Source organism: Streptomyces sp. NPDC107528 (assembly GCF_055639295.1).
Genome location: NZ_JBVKAV010000011.1, coordinates 43603 through 68900, shown reverse-complemented (window position 1 = coordinate 68900; position 25298 = coordinate 43603). Strand labels below are relative to the sequence as shown.

Sequence of the window (25298 nt, the reverse complement as noted above, 5' to 3'; positions counted from 1 at the left end):
CTTCCGCTTCCGCTTGCGGCGTATCCGATTCCGGTCGCCCTGCTCCGACGAGCCTGTGGCGGAATCCGGACTTTCGTGGACTTTGGCTGGGCCAGACAGCCTCCCAACTCGGCGAACACGCAAGTCTGGTGGTTCTGCCGCTGTTCGCCGTCCTGACACTGCACGCCGGTGCAGGCCAGTTGGGCGCCCTGCGTGCGGTGGGGCAGGCGCCGATCCTGTTGCTCTCGCTCTTCGTCGGCGCGTGGGTGGACAGCTGGCGGACCCGCACGACCATGGTGCTCACGGACGTCGGCCGGGCGCTGGCCCTGGGCGCCGCCGCCCTGGCCGGGCTCTTCGGCTGGCTCGGCCTGCCCGGCCTGCTTGCGCTCGCCTTCGTTGTCGGGGCGCTGTCCGTGTTCTTCGACGTGGCCTACCAGGCGTCTCTCGTACGACTGGTGGAACGCGACCACCTGGTGCGAGGCAACAGCGCGCTCGAGGGCAGCCGGTCCGCGGCGCAGATCGGCGGTCCCGCGCTCGGCGGTGCGTTGGTGTCGCTGCTGTCGGCGCCGATCGCCGCCGCCTCCAGCGCGCTGTTCTTCGCGCTGTCGTTCCTGTCGATTTGGCGGATCCGCCGACCCGAATCACTCCCCGACCGCCCGGGCCCCCCTCGGGTCTGGCGGCTGATTCATGAGGGCCTGCGTTTCGTCGCCCGGAGTACCGTGCTTCGGACCGTGTGCCTGGCCTCGGCCGCCTTCCAGTTCTCCTTCGCGGCCATGATGACCGTCTATCTGCTTTTCCTGCCGCGGGAACTGCACCTGTCGGGCACCGTCGTGGGGCTGGCGCTCGCGGCGGCGGGACCGGGTGCGCTGCTGGGCTCACTGCTGGCCGCGCGTCTGCCGGGCCGGTTCGGTCATGGTGCGGTGCTCGTGGGAGCGGCCGCACTCGGCGACGGCGCGTTCTTGTGGGTGCCCGCGCTGCACGGCTCCTCCGCCGCAACGGTTGCCGCTCTCCTTGCGGTCGGCTTCGTGTTCGGGTTGGGCGGCCAGTTGGTGAATGTGACGGTCATGGCCGTCCGGCAGGCCGTCACTCCGGACGGGATGCAGGGCCGCGCGGCCGCGACGATCACGTTCGTCGGCGGGGGGTTGACCCCGCTCGGTTCCCTGCTCGGCGGACTCCTCGCGGAGGAGTGGGGGCTGCGCACAAGTCTTCTGGTGACGGCGGCAGGCATGCTGCTGTCCCCGGTGATCATGGCGCTGTCCCCACTCGCCCTCCTGGGACGCGAACTTCCGGCCGCGCGCGAGGCGCTGCGGGAACCTACTGCGCCGGTGCGGGCTTGGTGGCGTGGACGATGGCGGAGTGCATACCGTCGGCGACCGGGTGGGTCGGGGTGATCTCGACGTCCGTGAAGCCCGCGGCCTCCAGTCCCTGCCGGTATTCGGCGAAGGACAGGGCGCCGGCGATGCAGCCGACGTAGTCGCCGCGCTCGCCCCGCTGCTCCGGGGTGAGGGCGTCGTCGGCGACGACGTCGGAGACGCCGATGCGGCCGCCGGGCCTGAGGACGCGGAAGGTCTCGGCGAAGACGGCGGGCTTGTCGACGGACAGGTTGATCACGCAGTTGGAGATCACCACGTCGATGGTGTCCGCGGGCAGCGGGATCGACTCAATGGTGCCCTTGAGGAACTCGACGTTGGTCGCGCCTGCCTTCCGGGCGTTGCCGAGCGCGAGTTGGAGCATCTCGTCGGTCATGTCCAGCCCGTACGCCTTGCCGGTCGGGCCGACGCGGCGGGCGGAGAGCAGGACGTCGATGCCGCCGCCCGAGCCGAGGTCGAGGACGCGGTCGCCCTCACGGAGGTCGGCGACGGCCGTGGGGTTGCCGCAGCCGAGGGAGGCGGCCACCGCCTCGGCGGGCAGGGCGTCGCGTTCGTCGGCGGCGTAGAGGGTCGAGCCGAAGTTCTCGTCGACCTCGACGGGCTGCGGCCCGCAACAGGCGGTGCCGCCCCCGGTGACCTGTACGGCAGCTTCGGCGTATCGCATGCGGACGGTTTCACGCAGGTCAATGGACTGCTCAGTCATGTCCGGCTCCTGGGTGACGGGGCGCGGTCACGCCCCGGAACGGCTTGTATTGACGTTCTTTGATGCAAGCTTGCGCCTTGGATCGAAAAACGTCAACATAGAGCCATGTCGAATCAGGAGCTCGCGGTGATCGGCCAGGACACGGACGGCGACTGCTGCGGTCGGCTCGCGTCCGCGCCCTTGGACGACGAGCGGGCGGCGGAGCTGGCCAAAGTGTTCAAGGCGCTCGGGGACCCGGTCCGGCTGCGCCTGCTGTCGATGATCGCCTCCCGGGAGGGCGGCGAGGTCTGCGTCTGCGAGATGACGCCCGCGTTCGACCTGTCCCAGCCGACGATCTCCCACCACCTGAAGCTGCTGCGCCAGGCGGGCCTGATCGACTGCGAACGCCGTGGCACCTGGGTGTACTACTGGGTACTGCCCGGCGCGCTGGACAGGCTGGCCGGGTTCCTCGCCACCCCGCAGGCCGGTCAGGTCCCCGCATGACTGCCTCGCTCGGCCGTCGCACCACCGCGGAGGCACTCGGGACCGGGCTGCTGGTCACCGTCGTCGGCTCCGGGATCCAGGCCACCGCCCTGTCACCCGACATCGGCGTGCCACTACTCGCCAACTCCCTGGCCACCGTGTTCGGCCTGGCCGTGCTGATCACGCTGCTCGTACCCGTCTCCGGCGCGCACTTCAAGCCGGCCGTCACTCCGGCCGCCTGGTTCACGGGCCGCCGGGCCGGCACCGGGCCGTCCCCACGAGAGGTCGCCGCGTCGTCCCCGCACAGGTGGCCGGGGCGATGGGCGGGGCGATCCTGGCCGACGCGAGGTTCGCGAGACCCCTGGTGCGGTTCTCCACGCATGAGCGATTCGCCGGTCACCTGTGGCTGGGCGAAGTCCTCGCCACGGCCGGGCTGATCCTCCTCGTGCTGGGCCTGGGGCGCATCGGCCGTGTCTCGGTGGCCCCGGCGGCCGTGGCCGCGTACATCGGGGCCGCGTGCTGGTTCACCTCGTCCACGTCGTTCGCGAATCCCGCGGTGACCGTGGGACGTGCCTTCACCGACACCTTCGCCGGGATCGCCCCCACCTCGGTGGCCCCGTTCGTCGCCGCCCAACTGGTCGGCGCCGCACTGGGACTGGGCGCCGTCGCAGTGGTGTACGGCCGCCACCCCGTCCCAGCCCACAATGCTGTCGCCGCCGCGCACAGCGAGCGCGAACTCTCCCCCTCCTGAGCCGCCGCCGCGTTTCCTCACCCACCTCGCGGGCGAGCGGATCGAGGTTCGCTCCGCCGGATCGGCGCCCGGAGCAGGTGAACCCGGCGGTAGTCGAGGCGATGACCGAGGTCGGGATCGACATCGCCGCGCAGACCCCGAAGCTCCTCACGGTCGAGGCCGTAGAGGCCTCCGACGTGGTGATCACCATGGGGTGCGGTGACGCCCGGCCCGTCTTCCCGGGCAAGAGCTGTCTCGACTGGCAGCTCGACGACCCCGCCGGGCAGGGCATCGAGGCCGTTCGCCCGATCCGCGACGCGATCGAGGAACGGGTCCACGGGCTGATCTCGGCGGTGCTGTCGCCTCACCCGGGTTCACCGGGGCCGTCACTGCGAGGTGGGCGTCGGAGGGTGGTGCCGTTCCCACTGCCAGGTCCACAGAGCGGAGAGGCGGTGGTCGTGCTCGTGACCGGGGCGGAAGAGCGAGCCGACGCGCTCGATCGCCTGTTCGGTGCGCGCGTCGCCCTCCGATCGGCAGGCAAGGCCGGCCCAGGCGAGGGTAGTTCCGCCGTTCCTGGGCCGCGACCGGATTTACGTAGCGCTCCCGTCCTCGCCACCGCCCCCGCTGCCGGCTACTTCAGGGACTCGAAGTAGGCCTTCTGCGCCGGGTAGTACTGCTCGAATTCGGGCTGGGGCCCGCCCGTGCGGCTGACGGTGAGCATGTCCAGGTAGTACTCCCAGCCCGGGCCGGTCTCGCCGAGCTGTTCGGTGGAGGTGAGGTGGTGGATCAGCCGGAGCTCGGTGGTGCCGTCAGCCTCGGCCAGGACCAGCTCCAGGGACCAGGAGCCGACGGCGTCATCCGTCATGACGGCGAGTCGGTGCGGAGGTTCACAGGCCTCGATCCGCATCGGGTACCAGGGCGCCGACTCCTCGAACACCAGCTGCACCTCGACGGTCCGGCCGGGTCCGGCCTCGCCGCGCCAGGGGCCGAACCAGCGGGCCGTGCGCTCCGGTTCGGTGACACTCGCCCAGACGTCGTCGACGGGGGCACGGTACGTGCGGGTGATGATCAGGTCGTACCCCGTCGGGGTGGGTACGAGCTGCCCGGTGGGTTCAGGGTTCATGCCGTGTCCTCCTGGTGCGCGGTTCGCGGGGTGTCGGCGGGGGTCGAACGGGTGCGGTCCCTGCGCGTCCGGTGGACCTCGGTCTCCAGCGCCGCGAGACGCTGCGACCAGTCGGACCGCTGGGTGTCGAACTGGGCGAGCCAGGCGGTGAGAGGACCCAGCCGGGAGCGGTTGAGCGAATAGCGCCGATGACGTCCGGCCTGCTCGTCCCGGACGAGGCCGCTCTCGCGCAGCACGCGCAGATGGCGGCTCACCGCCGGCCGGCTGATGGAGAACCCGGCGGCGATGTCGCCCGCCGTCAGAGGAGCGTGTCGCAGCATGACCAGGATCTCCCGGCGCACGGGATCGGCGATCGCGTCGGCCACGTCCGTCAGTTCGTCCACGAAGAAAGCGTAACCCATCGGTTACGCATCTGCGCGGGCAGCAGGGCTGGAGGCTCGGGTGGACGAACTGAGGACCCACGAGGTGCGTGGCGGGCGCGAGCGCGGATATGCGTCACCGGTGGGGCGGGCGCAAGCTGGTCGTGTGCCCGCTTCGTCCGCCGGCACCTGACGTGTGGGGAGAACTCGGATGACATCGATGGCGCACCTGCCGGAGGTGGTGTCGCGCGAGGAGTGGGTGGCCGCCCGTAGGGAGCTGCTGGCCAAGGAGAAGGAGCTCACGCGGGCCCGCGACCGGGTCAACGCCGAGCGGCGGCGGCTGCCGATGGTGCGCGTCGACAAGCCGTACACCTTCGAGGGGCCGGACGGGCAGGTCGGCCTGCTCGATCTGTTCGAGGGGCGGCCCCAACTGGTCATGCACCACTTCATGTGGACCTACGACATCGACGCGGACGGCACCGAGCACCCTCGCGACACGGGCTGCTCCAGCTGCTCCTCCGCGGCCGACCAGTTCCCCGCCAGGCTGCGGCAGCTGCACGTCCGTAACACCACGCTGGCTGCGGTGAGCCGGGCGCCGTACGCGAAGCTCGCCGCGTACCGCGAGCGGATGGGGTGGACGTTCCCCTGGTATTCGTCCGCCGGCAGCGACTTCAACTACGACTTCCACTCCACCGTCGACGAGCGGGTCGCACCGGTTGAGGTCGACCAGCGCACCGAGGACGAGCTGGCCGAGGTCGGAATGCCCTGGTCGGAGGCCATGCGCGGCGACTATCCGGGGATCAGCGCGTTCCTGCGCGTCGGGGACGACGTCTTCCACACGTACTCCACGTTCGGCCGCGGCATCGAGGAGTTCCACAACGGCTACCCGCACCTCGACCTCACCGCGCTCGGCCGCCAGGAGGTGTGGGAGGAGCCGAAGGGCCGCGCGGAACCGCTCGGACTGCAGGTCGGCGGGCCCGGCTTGCGGCTGCCCGACGAGTACGACGCCTGACGTCGACGCGACATGCCGAGCGCCGCCCGACGGTCCTTCCGTCAGGCACGCGGGGTTACCGTCGGCGGCATGGACGGTGATCGCCGAGGCTGGCTCGCGTGTGTGCTCAGCGGGGCGGTGTTCGCCGTGTGCATGGCCGGCACCACGCTGCCGACTCCGCTGTACGGCCACTACCAGGACAAGTTCGGCTTCTCCGAGCTGACGGTCACCGTCGTCTACGCCGTGTACGCCTTCGGCGTCATCGGCGTGCTGCTGCTGGCGGGCAATGCCTCGGACGCCGTGGGGAGGCGTCCGGTGATTCTGACGGGACTGGGATTCGCGGCCGCGAGCGCCGTCTGCTTCCTGTGCGCCACGGGGCTGGGCTGGCTGTACGCGGGGCGGCTGCTGTCGGGGCTGTCCGCAGGCCTGCTCACCGGGGCCGCGACGGCGTACGTGATGGAGCTGGCTCCGCAAGGCGGCGCCTCCCGGGCCACCTTCATCGCGACCGCCGCCAACATGGGCGGGCTGGGCTGCGGTCCGCTGCTCGCCGGAGTGCTGGCGCAGTACGCTCCGTGGCCGCTGTACCTGCCGTTCGTCGTGCACCTCGCGCTCGTGGCGTGCGCGGTCGCCGTGCTGGTGCGGCTTCCGGAGACCGTACGGGAGCGGCGGTCGCTGCGTACGGTGCGGCCGCAACGGCCCAGCCTGCCCGCGCAGGTGCGCACGGTGTTCGCGCCGGCGGCGATCGCCTCGTTCGCGGGTTTCGCGCTGTTCGGGGTGTTCACGGCGGTCAGCCCGGCGTTCCTGGCCGAGTCCCTCCATGAACGCAATCACGCCGTCAGCGGGCTGGTCGTCGCGCTGGCCTTCTTCGCCTCGACCGCCGGGCAACTGGCCGTCGGCCCGGTCGGGGTGGGGCGATCGCTGCCGCTGGGCTGCGCCGTGCTCCTCGGCGGGCTGGCGCTGCTCGCGGGCGCATTGTGGTGGGATCTGCTGTGGCTGGTCGTGCTGAGCGCGATCGTCGGCGGGGTCGGGCAGGGGCTGTCGTTCCGCGGGGCACTGTCCGCGATCGCCGCGGCGGCTCCGGCGGAGCAGCGGGCGGCGGTGATCTCGACGCTGTTCGTGGTGGCCTACACGGGCATCTCGCTGCCGGTGATCGGTGTGGGCTTCCTGACGGAACCGATGGGGTTGGAGGGCGCGGGCCTGGTGTTCATCGCCTGCATGACCGTGCTGGTCTCGAGCGCGGCGGCCTTTGTGCTGCGGCGGCCGGTTCCGGTGGGGACCTGAGCCTGTGCGGGCGGGATGCGCCGCACAGGTCCGTGCCGGTCCGTGGCAGCTACGCGCTTTCCGGGGCCGGCAGGGATGCGAGCCATCCGGTCAGCAGTTCGTTGGTCTCCTTGGGGCGTTCCTGCTGGATCCAGTGGCCGCAGCCGTCGAGGACATGTGAGGAGCGCAGGCCGGGCAGGGTCGCGGGGAAGGCCTTGATCGCGTCGGCCAGCCATGTGGTCGAGGCGTCCAGCGCACCGCCGAGGAACAGCGAGGGCTGGGTGATGGGGACGCCGGTGTGGGCGGCCAGATCGGCCCAGTCGCGGTCCATGTTCCGGTAGCGGTTCAGGGCGCCGGTCATGCCGGTCCGTTCGAACTCTCCCGCGTAGACGTCCAGGTCCGACTCGTCGAGCCAGGAGGGCAGTCGGCCGGCGGGGAACCTGTCCCGCAGTGTGCCGCCGGGGCCGACGAAGTGCGGGTCCGGGGCGTCGGCGGCCGGCCGGGTGTCGGCGGACAGTGCGGCGTAGAAGCCCGCGAGCCAGCCTCGTACGTCCGGCTCGATCTCGGCCTCGGCCCGGCCGGGCTGCTGGAAGTAGGAGACGTAGAACTCGTCCGGGCCGCCCAGTTGCGCGAAGACCTCGCTCGGCTTCGGGCCGCCGGGCGGGGTGTAGGGCACACTCAGCAGCCCGACCGCGCGGAACACGTCGGGTCGCAGCAGCGCGGAGTTCGCGGCGATGGTCGCGCCCCAGTCGTGCCCCACGATCACCGCGGACCGTTCACCGAGGGCCTCCACCACGGCGACGTTGTCCTCCACCAGCTCCAGCATCCGGTACGAGTCCACCGCCTCCGGCCTGGAGGAGCGGCCGTAGCCACGCACGTCCATGGCGACCGCGCGGTATCCGGCCGCTGCCAGCGCCGGCAGCTGGTGGCGCCATGAGTACCAGGTCTCCGGGAAGCCGTGCACGAGGAGGATCAGCGGACCCGTCCCCTGTTCCACGAGATGGAGCCTTCCGGCGGGAGCGGGTACCAGGCGGTGTGTGGCGTCCGTCGTCTGGGCGGGGTTCGACATGGTCTCCTCCGGAAGTGCCGGTCGGTGGGTGCGCCGGCTTCGCGGCCGCGGGAGGCAGGGCGAGGCCCGGCGCATCGTGCCGCCATCGTGGTGGCGGGTGCCCCCGCGTCGCGAACCTCGTTGCCGGTTCGGCAACATCGGCGCTCGGGCGTCCGGTGCAGGCGGGCGGCGTCCACATCACGCCTCACCTTGCCGGGCACGGGAGTTGACCGGCCTCCGGATCGTCGGCGGCGGCCCGCTCAGTCCTGCGGCCCCCGATCCGGCCGTGCCGACAGTCCCCGGCGCAGGCACTCGGCCAGCCGGGTGGCGATGGTGCCGTCGGGGTCGAGGCGAGGGTTGAAGATCGTGACGTCGAGGCCCACTGCTCGCGGGTCGGCCAGTGCCGTACGCAGCACGCTCTCCAGCTCTTCCCAGGTCAGTCCGCCGGGAAGGTGGTAGTCCACCGCCGGCATGATCGCGTCGTCCAGGACGTCGACGTCGAGGTGGACCCAGAACCCGGCGCTCGCGCCGGCGGTGAGCCGGTCGACCGCGCCGCGGGCCGCCATGGGGGCGCCGGCGGCGCGCACGCCGTCGAGGTCGATCGCGTGCAGCTCGGGTGGCAGCGGCTGCATGCCGGCCTGGGCCGACTCTTCGGCGTCGCGGAAGCCGAGGGCCACGACGTCCTCGTCGCGCAGCAAGGGGCCGAGGCCTTCGAGGTCGGTGAGCAGCCGGGGGCCGCGGCCCGTGGCCAGGGCGAGGTCCATCGAGGCCGCCTCGCCGTACGGCTCGGCCGAGGGCTGGTAGAAGTCGGTGTGGCCGTCGAGGAACAGCAGGCCGTGGCGTCCGCGGCGGCGCAGGGCGAGGAGGTTGCCGAGCAGGATGCTGCAGTCCCCGCCGAGCACGACGGGGAAACGGCCGTGGTCGAGGACGTCTCCGACCGCGTCGGCCAGTCGGGCGGAGTACTCCGCGATGGCCCGGGGGTTGAGGACTCCGGTGACGGGGTCCCGCGTCGGGTCGTAGGCGGGCGGTTCGACGCGGCCGGTCCGTACCGCATCGAGACCGTTCAGGAGGCCGGCGCCGAGCAGCGCCGTCGGCAGCTCCTGGACCCCGGACGGCCGCAGGCCGAGGACGGACGGTGCCTCGATGATCGCGAGCTCCTGCATGTCCGGCCCTTCCGTCACTGCCTGCCGCCGCTCCCCCCACTCCATCTCTGCCACAGACGGTGGACGGCCACCACTTGTGGTCCGCCAGTGATACACATTTCAACGGCTACCGGCGGTAAAGGCTTGCTTTACACATCTTTCACACGTACACCTTGCTCCACAACTGGCCAGAACTCTGGGGGGAGTTGGCTTATGGAAGGCACGGTGGACGGGTTCCGCTATGGTGCGGTGACCCCGGTTGCGGCCTATTTGATGGCCTGCCTGGGAGGGGCGTTAGGACTGCGGTGCATCGTCCGGTCCTTGCTCAACGAGCATTCGTGGCAGCCGGGTTGGCTCGCGCTCGGCGCCGCGTCGATCGGCTGCGGCATCTGGACGATGCACTTCATAGCCATGATCGGCTTCGAGGTCGAGGAGACCCGGATCCGCTACGACGCGGACCTCACCGTCCTCAGCCTCGCCGTGGCGATCGTCGTGGTCGGCGTCGGCGTGTTCATCGTGGGCTATCTGGGCGCGGGCAGGGGCACACTGGTCGGCGCCGGCGTCGTCACGGGACTCGGCGTGGCGGCCATGCACTATCTGGGCATGGCGGCGCTGCGCCTCGACGCCGCCATCCGGTACGACATCCTCACCGTGGGTCTCTCCGTCCTGATCGCGATCGTCGCCGCGACCGCCGCTCTGTGGGCGGCCGTCACCATCCGCGGCTTCCTGACGAGTCTCGGCGCCAGCCTGGTCATGGGCGTGGCCGTGTCCGGGATGCACTACACCGGCATGGCCGCCGTCAGCGTCCATCTGCACGGCACCACCGGCGCGTCGTGGGCCGGCGGCTCGTCGTCCTCGCTGCTGCTTCCGATGCTCCTGGGACCGATCGTCTTCCTCGTCCTGGCCGGTGTGGTGGTGATGTTCGACCCGCTCCTGGTCCTCGGTGAGGGCGAGCGCAGCCGGCCCGGCACAGCACGGTGGTCCGGCACCGACCAGCGCCCCGGCAGGCAACGGCCCTTCCGTGACAGCGAGTTGAGGGCTCCTGCCCACACCCCGCACCCCGACCGGGAACCGTACGCCCGCAAGCGGTGACCCCGGGAGCGGGAGCGCGGCGACGCGCCGGGTCCGCGCTCCCCCCTCTCGTCCTTCTCTAGATCATTGTTACGGTGCACCGGTGTCTGACTCCTCACGCGATACCGCCGAAGGCGCCGGCTGGGGCGCCCCCGAACTCGGCACGTACAAGCGGCTGATGCCGCCCAGGGTCGAGAAGATCTCCTGGCTCGACCCCAAGATGCTGTGGGCCGCGCGCAACGGCGTGCTGGCGTCCTGGTTCGGGGACCCCACGGGCCGTACCCGGAGCCGTTGGGTGGCGCAGCGGACGGCCGCCGGCGCTCCCGCCGACAAGGTGATCCGGCGCGACGACCCGGACCGCTTCTCGTTCCTCGTCATCGGAGACACCGGCGAGGGGGACGATCCCCAATTCGCCGTCGTACCCGGCTTTCTGAAAACGGGTCAGGACACCCGGTTCGCGGTCCTCGCCAGTGATGTGATCTATCCGGTCGGCAGTGCCGACGACTACGGCACCAAGTTCTTCCGGCCGTACCAGGACTACCGGGCGCCCATCTACGCGATACCGGGCAACCACGACTGGTACGAGGACCTCGGCGCGTTCATGCGAGTCTTCTGCGACGACGCCCCGCCACTCGCGCCGGAGCCCGCGCCGCGTCCGCTGAGCCGGGCCCGGCTGCGGTCACTGCTGTGGCACCGCCCGCGCCAGGGTGACGGCCACCATCTCGCGGACGCACGGAAGTTGAGGTCGGCGGAGGTCCAACAGGCCGTCCAGCCGGGGCCGTACTGGGCGATCGACGCCGGGCCGGTGCGGATCATAGGCATCGACACCGGACTCCTCGGGACCATCGACGCCGAACAGGGCGCGTGGCTGCGCGAGGTGTCCAAGGACCCCCGCCCGAAGATCCTCATCACCGGATCGCCGCTGTACGTGGACGGCGAACACCATCCCTGCGCGATCGAGGGCGGCGGGACCGTCGACGAGATCGTCCGTGATCCGGCCCACCGCTATGTCGCGGCGATCGGCGGTGACATCCACAACTACCAGCGCTATCCGGTCCGGGTGGACGGCCGCACGATCCAGTACGTGGTCGCGGGCGGCGGCGGTGCGTTCATGCACGCCACGCACACCATCCCGCGGGTCGACGTCGCGAACGTCACCGAGAAGGAGTTCCGCTGCTATCCGCTGCGCGGCGACTCCCTGGCCTTCTACAGCAAGCTGTACGGCCGCAGGCTGCGACTGCGTCGCTTCTTCACCGTCACCGAGGCGGAGGCGGCGGCCGTCGTCGCCGAGCGCCTGGGCATCCCGCTGACCCGAGCCCAGCAGACCACGACCCGCATCACCTGGCGCACCCGTCTGGTCGCCAGTCTGCTCGGGGCCGGCCGCCGTCCGGACCGCACCGCACGGTTCCGCCTGCCCGTGCGCAAGATCTACACGCAGCTGTTCTCACCCAGCTCGGCGACCTACAGCCCGCCGTTCTTCAAGTGCTTCCTGCGCCTGGACGTCACACCGGAGACCGTCCGCCTGCGCTGCTACGCCGCGACCGGCAACCGTGCCCAGGAGGTGGACCCGCCGGTCGAGGACGAGGTCACGATCCCCTTGCGCTGATCGCGAGAATGCACTGATCGCGGGCATGCACTGATCGCGGGCGGTGGGAACACCGCGGGCGTTGATCGAGTTGGCAGTGCTATACGCCATTGAAGGTTCAATGAAGCTTCCATGATGGAGGGCTCATGCCGTCGACCTCACGCCCGCTGCGCAAGCTGGGTTTCCTCACCATCGGGCTGTTCGACGAGGCTGATCCGCGCCGCGGTCACGAGTCCACGCTGGAGATCATCGAGCTGGGCGAACGGCTCGGCTTCGACAGCGCATGGCTCCGCCACCGCCATCTCCAGTACGGCATCTCCTCCCCCGTCGCCGTCCTGGCGGCGGCCTCGCAGCGCACCAGCCGCATCGAACTCGGCACCGCGGTGATCCCGCTCGGCTGGGAGAACCCGCTACGCCTCGCGGAGGATCTGGCGACCGTCGACCTCCTGTCGGGCGGCCGCCTCAACCCGGGCGTGAGCGTGGGCCCGCCGATGCACTACGACCGGGTCAAGGAGGCCCTCTACCCCGACACGGCCGACGCCGAGGACTTCGGGTACGAGCGGGTGCGGCGGCTGCTGGACTTCGTGCGGGGCAAGCCGGCCACGGACTTCAGCGGAGTCGAGGGCTTCGAGGCCGCGCGGCCTCAGCCGCACATCGAATACAGCTCGGACCGCGTGCAGCCCCAGTCCCCCGGCCTGGGCAGCCGGATGTGGTACGGCGGCGGCAGCCTGCGTTCCGCCCAGTGGGCCGGCGAGCACGGGATGAACTTCCTGACGAGCAGCGTCGTCAAGGCCGAGGGCCCCGAGGACACGGCGGCGGCACCGGACTTCGCGCAGATCCAGCTCGCCCACATCCGCGCCTTCCGCTCCCATCATCCCGACGGCGAGAACGCCCGTGTCTCCCAGGGCCTCGTCGTCATCCCCACCGACTCCGCCACGCCGAAGCAGCGTGCGAAGTACGAGGAGTACGTGGCCGAGCGGACCCCGCGGACCAAGTCACCGCAGGGTCCGGCGCGGCTGCTGTTCGCGCCGGACCTCGTCGGCAGCTCGCAGGAGATCGCCGAACGCCTCCACGCCCATGCCGCGTTCCGCGAGGTGGACGAGGTGGCGTTCGCGCTGCCCTTCACCTTCGGGCACGAGGACTATGTGCAGATCCTCACCGATCTCGCCGGCCGGCTCGGGCCGGCGCTGGGGTGGCGCCCGGGAGGATGACCCGGTCGAGCAGGTGCAGCGGGGCGGGCCGGATTCCGGCGGCCTCGGCCGCCTCCCAGTGAGCGAGGGCTCGGGGCAGGTCGACGAGGCCATGGGTCAATGGCAGTTCGCTCTGCGGCCGGCCGCAGGCCCTGAGGTGGGCGTGGAGCAGTGACTCAAGTCGGCACGAGGCCATGGTCGCCGGAATGCCGGACCGCAGGGCGAAGCCGGCGCTCGCCACGGCCGGCAGGTCCTCGCTGAGCCGGGTCCGGGTCGAGTCGAGGGCCAGCAGGCCACCGCCGATGACCAGCACGTCCTGCTCCCGGCTCATCCGGTCCAGTGCCCTCCCGGTGTCGAAGCAGTGCGGGAAGGAGTCGTCGACCACGATCGTGCCGGGGCGGAGCCGGTCGACGTCCAGCAGGGTCGACGCGCCGCTGACGGCAGTGACGATCACGTCGGCCTCGTAGACCTCAGCGGGCAGCGTCAGCCCCGACTCCACGACCCGCACGGGCATCGCCGCAGGCGGATACTCGGACGCCAGGTCCGCTGCCAGCCGTTCGAGTCGCGGGGTGCTGCCGGGCAGGTCGCACAGCAGCAGCCCGGCCGGTGGACCGGATGCTGTCGCGAGCAGCAGTCGTAGGGACGAGGTGCCGATCGAGCCGCATCCGACGACGGCGAGGGAGAGATCGTCGAGGCGACGGTCGGTCGCCGCGAGCGCGGCGTGGACGGTCTTGACCACGGCGACGGTCGTCGACGCATGTCCGGTGGTGATCTCCGCGCCGGCCGTGGTCTCCCGCAGGACGTCGTAGCCGTAGCCGGTGAGCGACGGGATCATGCCCGCCAGCGAGACGCAGCGGGCGCCGAGTGAGGCGGCGTGCTCGACGGCTCGGGCGGTGCGGGCCGCCAGGTCGCCGGCCGGGGCCAGTTCGTCGGCGAAGAGCGGAAGGGCGACGAAGCCGGAGCTTCCCAGCGGGGTGCCGGTCTCCTCCAGCAGGCGGGGCCGGCCGTCCGGGAACAGGAGCGCCCGGATCTCCTCGCGCCCGAGGCCGGGGCTGTCGTACGGCAGGCCGGCGAGGGCGGCGAGGTGGTGGGGCGCGGGCAGGTAACCGACGAGCGCGGCGTCGAGGTCGGGGCGTCGACGGCGGTCCTCGCGTGCGGGGGTGGGGAGGGCATCGCTGAGCGCGTCCCGCAGTTGCCTCCGCATCTCCTCGGCGAACCCGGTGACTTCGCCCGACGTCAGGGCCGCCGCCGGAGCCCGCACGGTGATGCGCAGGCCTTCACCGTCCGCCAACGGCCGCACGGCGAGGAACACATCGGTGCTCACCGGCGGAGGGGCGAGGGAGGTGTCGGACTCGTCCGCGTGCAGGGTCAGGCCCGCACGGACCTCCTCGGAGCCGAGGGACGTGAAGTCGAGAAAGGTGAAGAAGAACTGGGCGTGGCACGGCAGTCCGGCCGCCGTGCGCACGTCGCTGGGGCCTTCGGCCCTGGCCAGGTCCGTCTCCGCGGCCAGACGCCGCAAGTCGTCGGCGAAGCCCGGCTGGTGCCCTCCGGAGCTTCCGGGAAGGGCCGGGCGCAGCGCCACCGCCTGCGCGAACGGGCCGAACAGCCGGTGTGCGTCCGGGGTGGATTCCTCACGTCCGGTCACGGCGAGGCCGAGCATCAGGTCGCGCTGTCCGGTGAGTTCGGCCAGGGCGCGGTAGTACGCGGTGAGCAGCGGTGCGTACAGGGTGCGGTGTGCCGCTCGGGCGAGTCGGCGCAGTCCGCCGGTCGTGGCGGTGTCCAGGGTGAAGCCCGTGGTGTGGAAGGCCGGTTGGGACCCATGGGTCTCCCGGGTGGCCGGCCGGCGCAGCGCGGGGGGTCTGTAGGGCGCGCGGAGGCGGGTGCGGTAGTCCTCGGCCCCGGGTCCGTCCGGTCGCGGGCGGGCGGTGGACAGGGCTACGTGGTCGCGGAAGGTGCTGTCGAGCGGCGGCAGACCGTGCGGGAGACCGCGGTCGAGGCGGTCGTACGCGGTGAGCAGTTCCCTGGCGAGGAGCGCGGCGCTGAAGCCGTCGCCGATGAGGTGGTGTGCGTGCACGACGAGCACGTGCTCGCCGGGTGCCACGGTGAACAGCCGCAGCCGTAGCAACGGCCAGGCCCAGGGTTCCAGTCGGCGCCCGGCCTCCTCGGCGATCCGCCGCTCCAGCAGGTCCGGATGCGCGAGGGTCTCCGTCTGCACGGGCAGGCGCAACGAGTCCGGCAGCTCCTGCTGAACCGGCGGACGGGCGCCCGCGGGGAAGACGGTCCGCAGCATCGGATGCCGCGCGACCAGCACGTCGACGGCGCGCTGGAAGACGTCATGACGCAGCGGCCCGCTCACCCGGAAACGGGCGAGCCAGCCGGAGCCCGCGCCCGGGTCGATGGTCTCGGCGAGCAGGAATCCGCGCTGGGACGGCGTGAGGGGGTAGGGGCCGGCGAGCTGCGGGGACGCGGAGTCCGGAGTCGAATGGGGCGACGGCTCGGGGACGGGAGTGTCGGCTGCCGCATCGAGAGCCGCCGCGAGTGCGCTCAGTGTGCGGTGGGTGTAGACCGTCGTCGGCCGTGGGACCGCGGGGAGTTGCTCGCGCAGGCGAGCGAAGAGTTCCAGGACCATGATGGAGTCCCCGCCGAGTTCGAAGAAGTCGTCCTCGCGGGTCACGTCCGGTACGTCCAGCAGAGCCGACCAGACGCGTGCAACGGTGTGCTCGGTCGCAGTGACGGGCGGGGTTCCGGGCTGCACACCCTGATCGTCGACGACGCCGGAAGCATCCGTGCTCGTCGTCCCCTCGCCCTCGCGCGCCAGCCGGTTGCGGTCGACCTTGCCGGTGCCGGTCAGGGGCATCAGCGGGAGCGTGCGGATGCGTCCGGGCAGCATGTACGGCGGCAGGACACGGGAGAGGAAGGCGCGCACCTCGCGTGCGTCCGGCTCGGCCGTGCCGGACCGGGGTTCGAGGTACGCCACCAGGCGTCCGTCGATCAGCAGGACGGCGGCGCGTGCGATGTCCGGGTGGGCGAGCAGCGCGGCCTCGACCTCGCCGAGTTCCACACGGTGGCCGCGGACCTTGACCTGGTCGTCGAGGCGGCCGAGGAACTCCAGTACCCCGTCCGCGGCGCGGCGGACCCGGTCGCCGCTGCGGTACCAGCGGCGGCCGTCGCGCTCGACGAAGGCCCGCGCGGTCAGCTGCGGCTCGCCGAGGTATCCGGCTGTCAGACCTGTTCCGGTGATGAGCAGTTCACCGGCCTCGCCGGGGGCGCATGGACGCCCGTCCTCGGTGACGACGGCCAGTTCGGTCCCGGCGACCGGCCGGCCGATGGGCAACTGGCGTACGTCGTCGGCCGGTCGGGCGTCGATGACGTGGCAGGTGGCGTTGATGGTGGTCTCGGTGGGCCCGTACAGGTTGGAGATCCTGTGCTCCGGTCCCCCGCAGCCGTCGATCAGGTCGAACCAGCGGCGTACGTGCGCCGCGGGCAGCGCCTCGCCGCCGACGTGGACCCAGCGCAGTGCCGACAGGTCCGGGGGCGTCCCGTCCTGCCTCGCGCGGATCTCGGCGGCGGTCAGCAGCCGCTCCCACAGCGTCGGCACCGAACTCCACACCGTGATCCGGTCGTTGACGATCCGGTCCAGCAGGGCTTCCGGGTCGCGGAGGAGGTCGCGGGTGAGGGTGTGGACGGTGGCGCCGACGAGCAGCGGTGCCAGCAACTGGCGTACGGAGGCGTCGAAGCAGATGGACGCCGTCTGCACGAGGCGGTCTCCGGGGCGGTAACCGAAGGCGGCCAGTGACCAGTCGAGGTAGTTGAGCATGGACCGGTGGGTGATCGGGACGGCCTTGGGACGGCCCGTGGAACCCGACGTGAAGATCACGTAGGCGATGGCGTCCGGGTCGGCGGGCGGCGGCTCGTTCGGACACGGCTCGGTGGGGGGCCGTTCGTCGGCGGCCACCGGTGTGATGCCGTCCAGCGCGGCGACGGCATCCCGCGTCGCGGCGTGGCAGACCACTGCGCCGACCCCAGTGCGCTTCACCTGGTCCCGCAGCCGTGTCACGGGATGGGTCGCGTCCATGGGCACCCAACCGGCGCCCGCACGCAGGATGCCCACGACGCCGACGACCGTGTCCGGGCCCGGCTCGGTGAGCAGGCCGACCAGGTCGCCGGGGCGTACGCCACTCGCTCGCAGCCGGCCCGCGAGGGCGCCGGTGGCGGCGTCGAGTCCGGCGTAGGTGAGCGTGGTACGGCCGGTGTCCACCGCGACGGCTCGCGGTGTCGCCCGGAACTGCGCACACAGTCGGCCGACGATCCCGGCGTCGTTGTCGTGCCGCTGCTTGGGGATCAACTGACCGGCCGTGGCCCGCAGTTCCTCCAAATACTCCCCCGCAAGGCGTTCGACGGTCTCGCGTCGGAAGAGCTGCGCGGGGTGGTTCCAGGAGAGGCGCAGGGTCGCGTCCGACTCCCAGCACAGCAGGCCGAGCCTGGTCGCGGCGGAGGCGGTGGCCGCCGCGGTCGGGGTCACGGTGACCGGCCAGTCCTGGCCGTGGCTCACCGGGAAACGGGCGAAGCTGAAACCGGCCGGGGCGACCGTGCGCGGGGCGGGGCCGGTGGTGGGCAGCAGCGCGGCGATGTCGGGGCTGGCGAGCGTCGCGTGGGACTCCGCCTCCCGCCAGATCCGCTGCAACCGCCGGGCCAGTACGGTCACGGGCTCGGCCCGGGTCGACGGCGGCGAACACGGGCAGGGTGTCGGCGAGGGGGCCCACGAGACGGTCGATCCCGGACAGGGCCGCCTCGCGGCGGGCACGCGCCACGTTCACGGCGACGGCCCCCTGTCCGCTCCAGCGGGCGAGGCAGCGGCCGTACACCGCGAGGAGCAGATGGAAGAGGGAGACCTCGTGGCGGGCGGCCACCTCCCGCAGCGCCGCCGTGAGTGAGGCGCCAACGGTGGTCTGGTGGTGGGTGAGCGGCGGCGCCGGGAGTGCCTCCGGGTCGCCGTCGTAGGGCAGGGTCATGGAAGCGGCCGTCGCGCTGTGCTCCGCGATGCGGTCACGCCAGTACTGCTGGTCCCGGGTGAAGGCCGGGGACTGGCGGTCGGCGCCGACCAGGGCGGCGTAGTCGGCGAAATCGGCCCGCGGGGCGGGGAGCTCAAAGGACCGGTCGTGGACGAGCGCGGTGTAGAGCGACCACAGCTCCTCGCACAGGACCTTGAGGCTGAAGCCGTCCGCGGCGCTGTGGTGCACGACCAGCAGAAGGTGGGCGAGGTGCTCGTCCCTGCGGTCGTGAACCAGGACGGCGCGCGCCGGATCCTCGGCGGTCAGGTCGAACGGGCGGTTGTACAGCCGCTGTTCGAGGTCGGACAGGGACGGCACGGTGTCGTCCGGCTCGTGCACCTCGTACCAGCGGGGTGCCCGGTCGGTGGGCTCGGCGGGCACGGTGTACTGGCGCGGCGGTGAACCGTCTCCCGTGATCCGCAGACGCAACATGGGGTGGCGGGCGGCGAGTTGGGCGAGGGCTCGGCCGAGGAGGGATGGGTCGAGGGGGCCGCGGACGGTCTGGCGGATGTAGCCGTAGGAGGTGATGCCCTCGTACAACTCCTCGGTGGTGAGGAAGGCGCGCTGGAGGGGGGTGAGGGGGTACGGGCCGTTGTCGTGGGCGCGGTGCACGGTGGCGGGCGTCCGGGAGGCTTGCGGGTTCTGTGCGCCGAGGTGGGCGGTCAGTTCGCCGACCGTTCGGTACTCGAAGAGCAGGGTCGCCGGCAGGGGGAGCCCGAGTTCCCTCTCCAGGCGGCGGGCGAGGTCGACGGCGGTCAGCGAGTCCAGTCCGAGACTGAGGAACTGCTCGTCGTCGCCGATGTCCTCCGGGGCGCGGTGCAAGGCCTCGGCCAGCAGGCCGCGTATCAGGGCGGCGGTGCGAGTCGGATCGGTCACGGCGGGGGCGTTGGCCGACGACCGAGGCGCGGCGAAAGGCGAGGCTGCGGCCGGTGACGGGCGGGTCACGGCCGGCGGGCGGCCCGGAGCGGCGGCCACGGGCGTCCGCGCGGGGCTCACCAGCACGTGCGCGGCACCGGTCGCGACGGCCGTCCGCAGTCCCGCGATCGCGGCCCGCGTGGTCATGGGACTCAGCCCGCGGGCGCGCAGCCGTACCTCGGCCGGTGACCCGGCGGCCAGTCCCGCGTCCGCCACCGGACCGAACCCGACCGCCAGCCAGGGCCGGCCCGCCGCGCGCTCGGCGGCGGCGAAGGCGTCGAGGAAGGCGTTGGCGGCCGCGTAGTCGGCGAGCGCGCCCGCCAGGCCGGGCAGCACCGAGGAGACCGAGGAGAAGGCGACGCATACGGCCGGCTCCTGGCCGTGCCGGCGCAGCGCCTCGGCGAGCAGCAGCGTGCCGCGCACCTTCGCGGCGAGCGTCTGCTCGATCTCCGCGTCGGTCTTGGTGCGGAGGGTGCCGGGCCGAACCGTACCGGCGGCGTGGAACACCCCGTCCAGCGGGGGCAGGGTGGCGAACAGCGCGTCGACGTCGGCCTCGTCGGAGACATCCGCGGCGTGGTACCGGGCCCGGGCGCCGTGGGCCCGGAGATCGGCGAGCAGTTCGTCGGGGACGCTCCGGGAGCGTCCGGTGAGGATCAGTTCGCCTGCGCCGCGGGCCGCGAGGTCGCGTGCGAGGGCGGAACCGAGCCCTCCGGCACCCCCGGTGATCAGGTACGCACCGTCCGGCGGCAGGTTCTCGCGTGCCGCCGATACGTCCGCCGCCTGGGCCGGCGTACGGCCGAGCCTGCGCCCGGAGCGCCAGGCGACCGCGCCCTCGGCGCCGGGCTCGTGGGCCGAGCACAGCTCACGTTCCAGGGCATCGACCTGCGCGTCGAGCGGGTCGCGGGACGACAGGTCGACGCTGCGGGCGGCGAGGCCTGGGTGTTCCTCCGGGAGTGCGAGGGCGAAACCGTGCAGGAGTGAGTGCGTCGGGCGCGCCGACTCCTGCGAGACACCGGTGACGTACGCGTCCTCGGTGGCCACCAGGAGGCGGGAACAGTCGGAAGAGAGCAGGTCGAGTGCCTGGCGCAAAGCGGAAATAGCGGGGCCCGGGGACTGCGAGCCTCCGTCGTCGGCGCCCGCCTCTTCTCCCAGCAACACCAGGACATCCGCCGACGTCCCGGTCGGCCCGGGGGACCTCAGTACGGTCACCCCACGGTCGGTGAGCCTCTCGGCGAGGGCCCTGCCGAGTGCCCGGTCGCCGCCGATCAGGCGCACGACGCGGGGCCCGGCCGCGGGCGTGAGCGGTGCGTCCCTCCAGTCGAGGCGCCGCACCACAGCAGCCTCTTCGGGCTTGCTCGGCCAGAAGCGGGTGCGCTGGAAGGGATACGTCGGGACCGGCACCGCGGGGCGGTTGCCGGCCCGGGTCGTCCGGTCCAGAGCCGCACGATCCAGGGCAGCACCGCGCGTCCACAGTCGGCCTGCCGTCTCCAGCAGCGCCCCCGCACTGGAGGGGTCCGCGTCACGGTCCGGGACGGAGGAAACTCCTGCCGCCGACACCGAGACGTCCGAGACGCCCTGCGCCCTGGCGACGGCGCGGACAGCCCCGACCAGGGTGTTCCCCGGGCCGAGCTCGACGAAGGTGTCGTACCCCTCCTCCAGAAGCCTCGCCACGGCGGCACCGAACCGCACCGGCTGGACGGCATGCGCCTGCCAGTAGGCGGGCGTGAGATCGGGCCGCCAGTCGCCGGTGACCGTGCTCAGCATCGGAACGGCCGCCGGCTTGACCGTCAGTGTCTTGGCGGCGTCCCCCAGTGGATCGAGGACCGGCTCAAGCAGCGGTGAGTGGAAGGCGTGGGAGACACGGAGCCGGCGTGCGGCCAAGCCCCGTATCCTCAGGTCCGCGAGGGCACGGTCGACGGCGTCCTCGGCGCCCGAAATCACCACCTGCCCGGGCCCGTTGACGGCGGCGACGCTCAGCGAGCCGCCGGACGCGGCGACGAGCTCGGCGACGGTGTCCTCGTCGCCCCTGACCGCGGCCATGGCTCCCGGGCGGGCCCGTTCGCCCACCAGCCGCCCGCGCTCCGCGGCGAACCCCACCGCCTCGTCCAGAGTGAGCGAACCGGCGACACACGCCGCCGCGATCTCCCCCACGCTGTGTCCGGCCACCGCGTCGGCCGACAGGCCCCACTCCGCCAACTGCCGGGCCAGGCCCACCCCGAACGCGACGAGCAGCGGCTGGGCGACCTCCGTTTTGGCCAACTCCTCGGGATCCATACGGGGGTCGAGGCACCACTCGGCGAGGGAGCGCCCGCGTATGGGGCCCGTCAGCGAGGAGGCCTCGTCCAGGACGTCCCGGAAGACCGGGGACGTTCGGTACAGGGTGCGTCCTTGACCGGCCCGCTGTGCACCCTGGCCCGGGAGGAGGAACGCCGTCCGAGGGCGGGACCGGGCGACGGTGAAGTCCGCTGTGCGGGCCGCGTCGAGGCGTTCCGCGAGGTCGCCGTCCGCGACCATGGCGAGACGGTGAGGGCCGTCGTCGCGCGCGGAGTTCACGGTGGCGCAGACGTCCGCCTCGTGCAGGTCCGGGTTCGTGCGGACATGGGCGGCCAGATCGGTGGCTGCTGCGCGCAGGGCGTCGGCACTGCGGGCGGACAGCGTGAGCAGGTGCGGCCCGTCGGCGGCCGGACTCGCGGAGGTTGTCCGTCGAGGCGCCTCCTCAAGGACGGCGTGGGCGTTCGTGCCGCCGAAGCCGAATGCGTTGACGCCCGCGATCAAGGGCCCCGACCCTTGGGCCCGCAATTCCCGCTGCTCGGTGACGAGTTCAAAGCCGGGTGCGACGCGTCGCAGGTACGGCGCGGCCGGCATGGTGTTCGGGGAGGGCGGGACCTGTCGATGTTGGAGCGCCAGGACTGTCTTGACCAGGCCCGGCATGCCCGCGGCGTTGAGCAGATGCCCGATGTTCGCCTTGACCGAGCCGAGCAGGCGGGGCAGCCCGTCCGCGCGGGGCGGGAACGCATGCCCGAGCGACTGTGCCTCGACGGGATCGCCGACCGGAGTGCCGGTTCCGTGCGCCTCGACGTACGACACCGCTGCGGGGTCGATACCGCACTCGCCGTACGCCTGTGTGATGACCTCCCGCTGGGTGCGCGGGTTGGGGGCGAGCAGGCTCAGCGACCGGCCGTCGTTGTTGACCGCGGTGCCGCGCACGAGGGCGAGGACCGCATCGCCCGACCGCTGCGCGTCGTCCAGGCGGGCGAGGACGAGGGCGGCTCCGCCCTCCCCGGGCACGATTCCGTCCGCGGTGGCACCGAAGGGGCGGCTACCGCCCGTCGGGGAGAGCGCGCCGGCGCGTTCGAGCAGTCGGTGGCCGGTCGGGGTGAGGGCGAGTTGGACGCCCCCGACGACGGCGATGTCGCACTCGCCGCCCTGGAGGCTGCGGCGGGCCAAGTGGAGTGCCACGAGCGCAGAGGAGCAGGCGGTGTCCACTGCCAGGGCGGGGCCGTCGAGGTCGAGTGCCTGGGACAGGCGGGCGGCGATCAGGTTGGGCAGGTTGCCGGTGAGCGCGCCGGCGTGGGCTGCAAGGTCACCGTCCGTGGCGGCGGCCAGGATCTCGCGGTAGCCGCTGTCGCCGACCGCGGCGAACACGCCGACCTTGCGGCCGGCCCGCCGCGGCCCCGCGTAGCCCGCGCGTTCCAGGGCCTCGTGGGCCAGTTCCAGGAAGACCCGGGCTTGCGGATCGGTGGCACGGGCCTCCTCGTCGTCCATACCGAAGCAGGCGGCGTCGAAGGCGGCGGGGTCGGGGAGGAAGGAGCCGGAGAAGCGGGGAGCAGCGCCGGGAGCCTTCACGGACCCGTCGCCTCGGCCCTCGCCGTCTTCGCCGCCCGCGCCGTATTCGCTGTCCTCGCCGCCCACGCCGCCCGCGCCGCCCTGGTGACTGCCTCGGCCCTCGCGGCCCTCGCGGCCCTCTTCTTTTCCTCGGCCCGCGTCCTCCCAGCGGTCCTCGGGGACGGCGGTGACCGTGTCACGACCGGACGCGAGCAGTTCCCAGAAGGCCTCGGGCGACTCCGCACCGGGGAAACGGCAGGCCATGCCGAGCACCGCCACCGGACGGTTTCGCCCAGGGTCCCCGACCGGCTGAATGCCCGGCCCCTCGCCGGCCGGTTGCAACGCCCCGCTGCCGTCTGCGCCCGCCCTCACTCCGGCACCTGACGCACCGTCACGCCCGGTCGGCAGGGCCAGCACATGCCCGGCCAGGCCGGCCACGGTGTCATGGTCGCGCAGCACGCGAGGTTCCACCGTGACGGAGAAGGCGTCCTCGATTCCGGCGAGCACGGCCATCGCCTTGAGGGAGGAGCCTCCCAGAGCGAAGAAGCGGTCGTTCCGGTCGATCGCCGCCGGCGGCAGGTCCAGCGTCCGTGCCCAGATGCCCCGGATCACGTCCTCGATGTCACGCCGCGAGCGCGGCACGGCACGATCCTGCCGACCGCGCTCCTGGTCCCGAGCCTCATCCACCGGGGTCTGGCCCGCGGATAGGGCGACGCCGCGCGCCGCCGACAACCGACCCTCGGCCTCCGCATAGGCACCCGACTCGAACCGCTCACGCATCACCGCGCGCCGCAGCTTGCCGCTCGTCGTCCGGGGAAACGCCCCCGGCGGCAGCGGCAACACCCGTACGTCGTCGTGGCCCAGCGCCTCCCGGACCCGGACCGCCGCCGCGTCGAGCACGGGAAGGGCCGTGTCCAAGGCGGGCCGAGCCCATTGCACGAACACCACGACCCGGTCGGCTCCGGTGTCCGGATCGCTGGACCCGATCGCCGCCACCGTCCCTCCGGGCAGTCCCGGGGTAGCGGCGGCGGTCTCCTCCAGATCGGGGGCGTGGAAAGTTCGGCCGCCCACGAAGACGACGTCCTTGTGGCGGCCGGTGACACACAGTCGGCCCTCGTTGAGGAAGCCGAGGTCGCCCGTCCGCAGCCAACCGCCGTCGAACGCGGCAGCGCTCGCCTCGAACGCCCGGTGATAGCCACGAGCCAGCTGAGGCCCGCGTACCTCGATGTGACCGATACGCCGGTCACCGAGCGGCTCGCCGGAATCGTCGGTGACACGGACCTCGCAGTCCGAGACGGGACGGCCCACGTCCATCAGCTCCACGGCGCCCGGGCCGGGTTCCGCGGGAACGGCCCGGCCACGGCTGAGTGCCGCCCGGTCCAGTCGCAGCGGCACGGCGTACTCGCCGAGCGGGGGCACGGTCACGGCGAGCGTGGCCTCGGCGAGCCCGTACACCGGGAGCATGGCCCTGGCGTCCAGTCCTGCCGTCCCGGCCTTCGCGGTGAACTCCCGCCACACGCGCGGGGCGATCGGCTCCGCGCCGACGAGCATCAGGCGTACGGAGCTCAGGTCCAGTCCGGCCCAGGTACGGTCCGGCACCCGCCGTGCCGCCAGCGCCAGCGCGAAGTTCGCCGCCGACAGCAGGGTCGCCCCATGCCTGGCCGTCGCCTCAAGCCAGAGGACCGGGCGTTTGGCGAACGTCAGCGGTTCCAGTCGTACCTGCTTCAGGCGCGCCGCCATGGGGACGAGGTGGGTGCCGATCAGGCCCATGTCGTGGAAGTACGGCATCCAGCTCGCCACCACGTCGTCAGGTGTGATCGCCATGGCGGTACGGATCTGGCGGAGGTTGGCGAGAACGGCCTCGTGGGTGAGTTCCACGCCCTTCGGGGCGCCGGTGCTGCCGGAGGAGAACTGGAGGAACGCGAGGTCCTGTGGGCAGCGCCGGGGCAGTGAGCGAAGCGGGCCGGCCTTGCGCAGCTCACCCAGGCGCAGCGCGTTCACCGGTCCCGGAATCTCGGCGAGCAGCGCCTCCGTGTTCGCGTCCACGACGACGGCGGGCCTGCCGAGGAACTCCCACACCGGCCCCACCCGACGCGCCTCCGGAGCGAGCGGCACCGGCACGAGGCCCGCCGCCAACGCTCCCCAGAACATCGGCTGGAAGTCCTCGCCGAGACCCGCGAGGACCGGCACGGGCGTGCCGGGCTCCAGACCCGCCGCGTGCAGACCACCTGCCACGCGCAGCGCGTCGTCGCGGAGCTCGGCGAAGGAGACGGTGCGTTCGCCGCCGTCACCGCGGACGTGGACGACGACCTGCCCGGGGGCCTCGGCGGCGGCGTGCAGCAAGAGGTCTACGAGCGTGGCGGTACGGCGCCCGGGAGTCGGCATGCGCTTCCTTCCTCATCGCACGGGGCAGGCCCGCGGACGCGCCCGCCAGGGTCCGGTACCCCCGCAGAGCGTTGTCGATCATTCACCTGTACGACGACGAGTCTCGCCG

The 25298-nt window shown here is 72.4% G+C and carries 13 protein-coding genes and 3 pseudogenes; 9 read left to right on the top strand and 7 right to left on the bottom strand.

The genetic code is table 11. The features are described 5' to 3' along the window. Positions 1-53: 53 nt before the first annotated feature. Positions 54-1370, top strand: coding sequence for an MFS transporter (locus ACZ7L5_RS31725; RefSeq protein ID WP_471521512.1), 1317 nt, complete (start codon positions 54-56; stop codon positions 1368-1370). On the opposite strand, the gene arsM is transcribed toward ACZ7L5_RS31725, so the two are convergent. After that, positions 1294-2052: an arsenite methyltransferase gene (arsM, locus tag ACZ7L5_RS31720; protein ID WP_471521005.1), complete on the bottom strand. Its 759-nt coding sequence runs from the start codon at positions 2050-2052 to the stop codon at positions 1294-1296. The genes ACZ7L5_RS31725 and arsM overlap by 77 nt on opposite strands. 105 nt (positions 2053-2157) lie before the next feature. On the opposite strand from arsM, the gene ACZ7L5_RS31715 reads away from it, so the two are divergent. The 3 genes and pseudogenes from ACZ7L5_RS31715 to ACZ7L5_RS31705 all read left to right on the top strand — a co-directional run. Then, on the top strand, positions 2158-2535 hold the full coding sequence (locus tag ACZ7L5_RS31715) for an ArsR/SmtB family transcription factor (protein WP_471521003.1): 378 nt from the start codon (positions 2158-2160) through the stop codon (positions 2533-2535). After that, positions 2532-3265, top strand: a pseudogene (locus ACZ7L5_RS31710) (aquaporin). Before ACZ7L5_RS31715 ends, ACZ7L5_RS31710 begins: the two are co-directional and overlap by 4 nt. Continuing rightward, positions 3219-3600, top strand: a pseudogene (locus tag ACZ7L5_RS31705) (arsenate reductase/protein-tyrosine-phosphatase family protein); the annotation flags it as partial. The pseudogenes ACZ7L5_RS31710 and ACZ7L5_RS31705, both read left to right, overlap by 47 nt. A 275-nt stretch (positions 3601-3875) precedes the next feature. Here ACZ7L5_RS31705 and ACZ7L5_RS31700 read toward each other — a convergent pair. Next, on the bottom strand, positions 3876-4367 hold the full coding sequence (locus ACZ7L5_RS31700; RefSeq protein ID WP_383248245.1) for an SRPBCC family protein: 492 nt from the start codon (positions 4365-4367) through the stop codon (positions 3876-3878). Beyond that, positions 4364-4750, bottom strand: a complete 387-nt coding sequence (locus tag ACZ7L5_RS31695) for a metalloregulator ArsR/SmtB family transcription factor (RefSeq protein ID WP_383248247.1) — start codon at positions 4748-4750, stop codon at positions 4364-4366. The genes ACZ7L5_RS31700 and ACZ7L5_RS31695 overlap by 4 nt, the downstream gene beginning before the upstream one ends. Before the next feature lie 187 nt (positions 4751-4937). Between ACZ7L5_RS31695 and ACZ7L5_RS31690 the strand changes: the two genes are divergently transcribed. Both ACZ7L5_RS31690 and ACZ7L5_RS31685 read left to right on the top strand, forming a co-directional pair. After that, positions 4938-5738, top strand: a complete 801-nt coding sequence (locus ACZ7L5_RS31690; RefSeq protein ID WP_471521001.1) for a DUF899 domain-containing protein — start codon at positions 4938-4940, stop codon at positions 5736-5738. A 69-nt stretch (positions 5739-5807) separates the two neighbouring features. Next, a complete protein-coding gene (locus tag ACZ7L5_RS31685; protein WP_471520999.1) occupies positions 5808-6998 on the top strand; it encodes an MFS transporter in 1191 nt (396 codons plus the stop codon). A 49-nt stretch (positions 6999-7047) separates the two neighbouring features. On the opposite strand, the gene ACZ7L5_RS31680 is transcribed toward ACZ7L5_RS31685, so the two are convergent. Together ACZ7L5_RS31680 and ACZ7L5_RS31675 are read right to left on the bottom strand one after the other, a co-directional pair. Continuing rightward, positions 7048-8046, bottom strand: a complete 999-nt coding sequence (locus ACZ7L5_RS31680) for an alpha/beta fold hydrolase (RefSeq protein ID WP_471520997.1) — start codon at positions 8044-8046, stop codon at positions 7048-7050. A 239-nt stretch (positions 8047-8285) separates the two neighbouring features. Further along, positions 8286-9188 carry an arginase family protein gene (locus tag ACZ7L5_RS31675; RefSeq protein ID WP_471520995.1) on the bottom strand — a complete coding sequence of 301 codons (903 nt, stop codon included), beginning with the start codon at positions 9186-9188 and terminating at the stop codon, positions 8286-8288. A gap of 192 nt (positions 9189-9380) precedes the next feature. Between ACZ7L5_RS31675 and ACZ7L5_RS31670 the strand changes: the two genes are divergently transcribed. From ACZ7L5_RS31670 to ACZ7L5_RS31660, 3 genes are all read left to right on the top strand, one after another. Further along, positions 9381-10259, top strand: coding sequence for an MHYT domain-containing protein (locus ACZ7L5_RS31670; protein ID WP_471520993.1), 879 nt, complete (start codon positions 9381-9383; stop codon positions 10257-10259). 82 nt (positions 10260-10341) lie between these two features. Further along, complete coding sequence (locus ACZ7L5_RS31665) at positions 10342-11844, top strand: metallophosphoesterase family protein (protein ID WP_471520991.1); 1503 nt, start codon at positions 10342-10344, stop codon at positions 11842-11844. Between the two features lie 125 nt (positions 11845-11969). Continuing rightward, on the top strand, positions 11970-13034 hold the full coding sequence (locus ACZ7L5_RS31660) for an LLM class flavin-dependent oxidoreductase (RefSeq protein WP_471520989.1): 1065 nt from the start codon (positions 11970-11972) through the stop codon (positions 13032-13034). On the opposite strand, the gene ACZ7L5_RS31655 is transcribed toward ACZ7L5_RS31660, so the two are convergent. Further along, positions 12979-17271 (bottom strand): amino acid adenylation domain-containing protein, encoded by a 4293-nt coding sequence (locus ACZ7L5_RS31655; RefSeq protein WP_471520987.1) that lies wholly within the window; start codon positions 17269-17271, stop codon positions 12979-12981. The genes ACZ7L5_RS31660 and ACZ7L5_RS31655 overlap by 56 nt on opposite strands. A gap of 517 nt (positions 17272-17788) precedes the next feature. Further along, positions 17789-25189, bottom strand: a pseudogene (locus ACZ7L5_RS31650) (SDR family NAD(P)-dependent oxidoreductase); the annotation flags it as partial. Between the last annotated feature and the right edge of the window lie 109 nt (positions 25190-25298).

Excerpts from the sequence above, each read along its gene's own strand:
- ACZ7L5_RS31670 (WP_471520993.1), top strand. The coding sequence starts at position 9,381 with ATGGAAGGCACGGTGGACGGGTTCCGCTATGGTGCGGTGACCCCGGTT.
- ACZ7L5_RS31700 (WP_383248245.1), bottom strand. The coding sequence starts at position 4,367 with ATGAACCCTGAACCCACCGGGCAGCTCGTACCCACCCCGACGGGGTAC.
- ACZ7L5_RS31715 (WP_471521003.1), top strand. The coding sequence starts at position 2,158 with ATGTCGAATCAGGAGCTCGCGGTGATCGGCCAGGACACGGACGGCGAC.
- ACZ7L5_RS31680 (WP_471520997.1), bottom strand. The coding sequence starts at position 8,046 with ATGTCGAACCCCGCCCAGACGACGGACGCCACACACCGCCTGGTACCC.
- ACZ7L5_RS31690 (WP_471521001.1), top strand. The coding sequence starts at position 4,938 with ATGACATCGATGGCGCACCTGCCGGAGGTGGTGTCGCGCGAGGAGTGG.
- ACZ7L5_RS31685 (WP_471520999.1), top strand. The coding sequence starts at position 5,808 with ATGGACGGTGATCGCCGAGGCTGGCTCGCGTGTGTGCTCAGCGGGGCG.
- ACZ7L5_RS31675 (WP_471520995.1), bottom strand. The coding sequence starts at position 9,188 with ATGCAGGAGCTCGCGATCATCGAGGCACCGTCCGTCCTCGGCCTGCGG.
- arsM (WP_471521005.1), bottom strand. The coding sequence starts at position 2,052 with ATGACTGAGCAGTCCATTGACCTGCGTGAAACCGTCCGCATGCGATAC.
- ACZ7L5_RS31660 (WP_471520989.1), top strand. The coding sequence starts at position 11,970 with ATGCCGTCGACCTCACGCCCGCTGCGCAAGCTGGGTTTCCTCACCATC.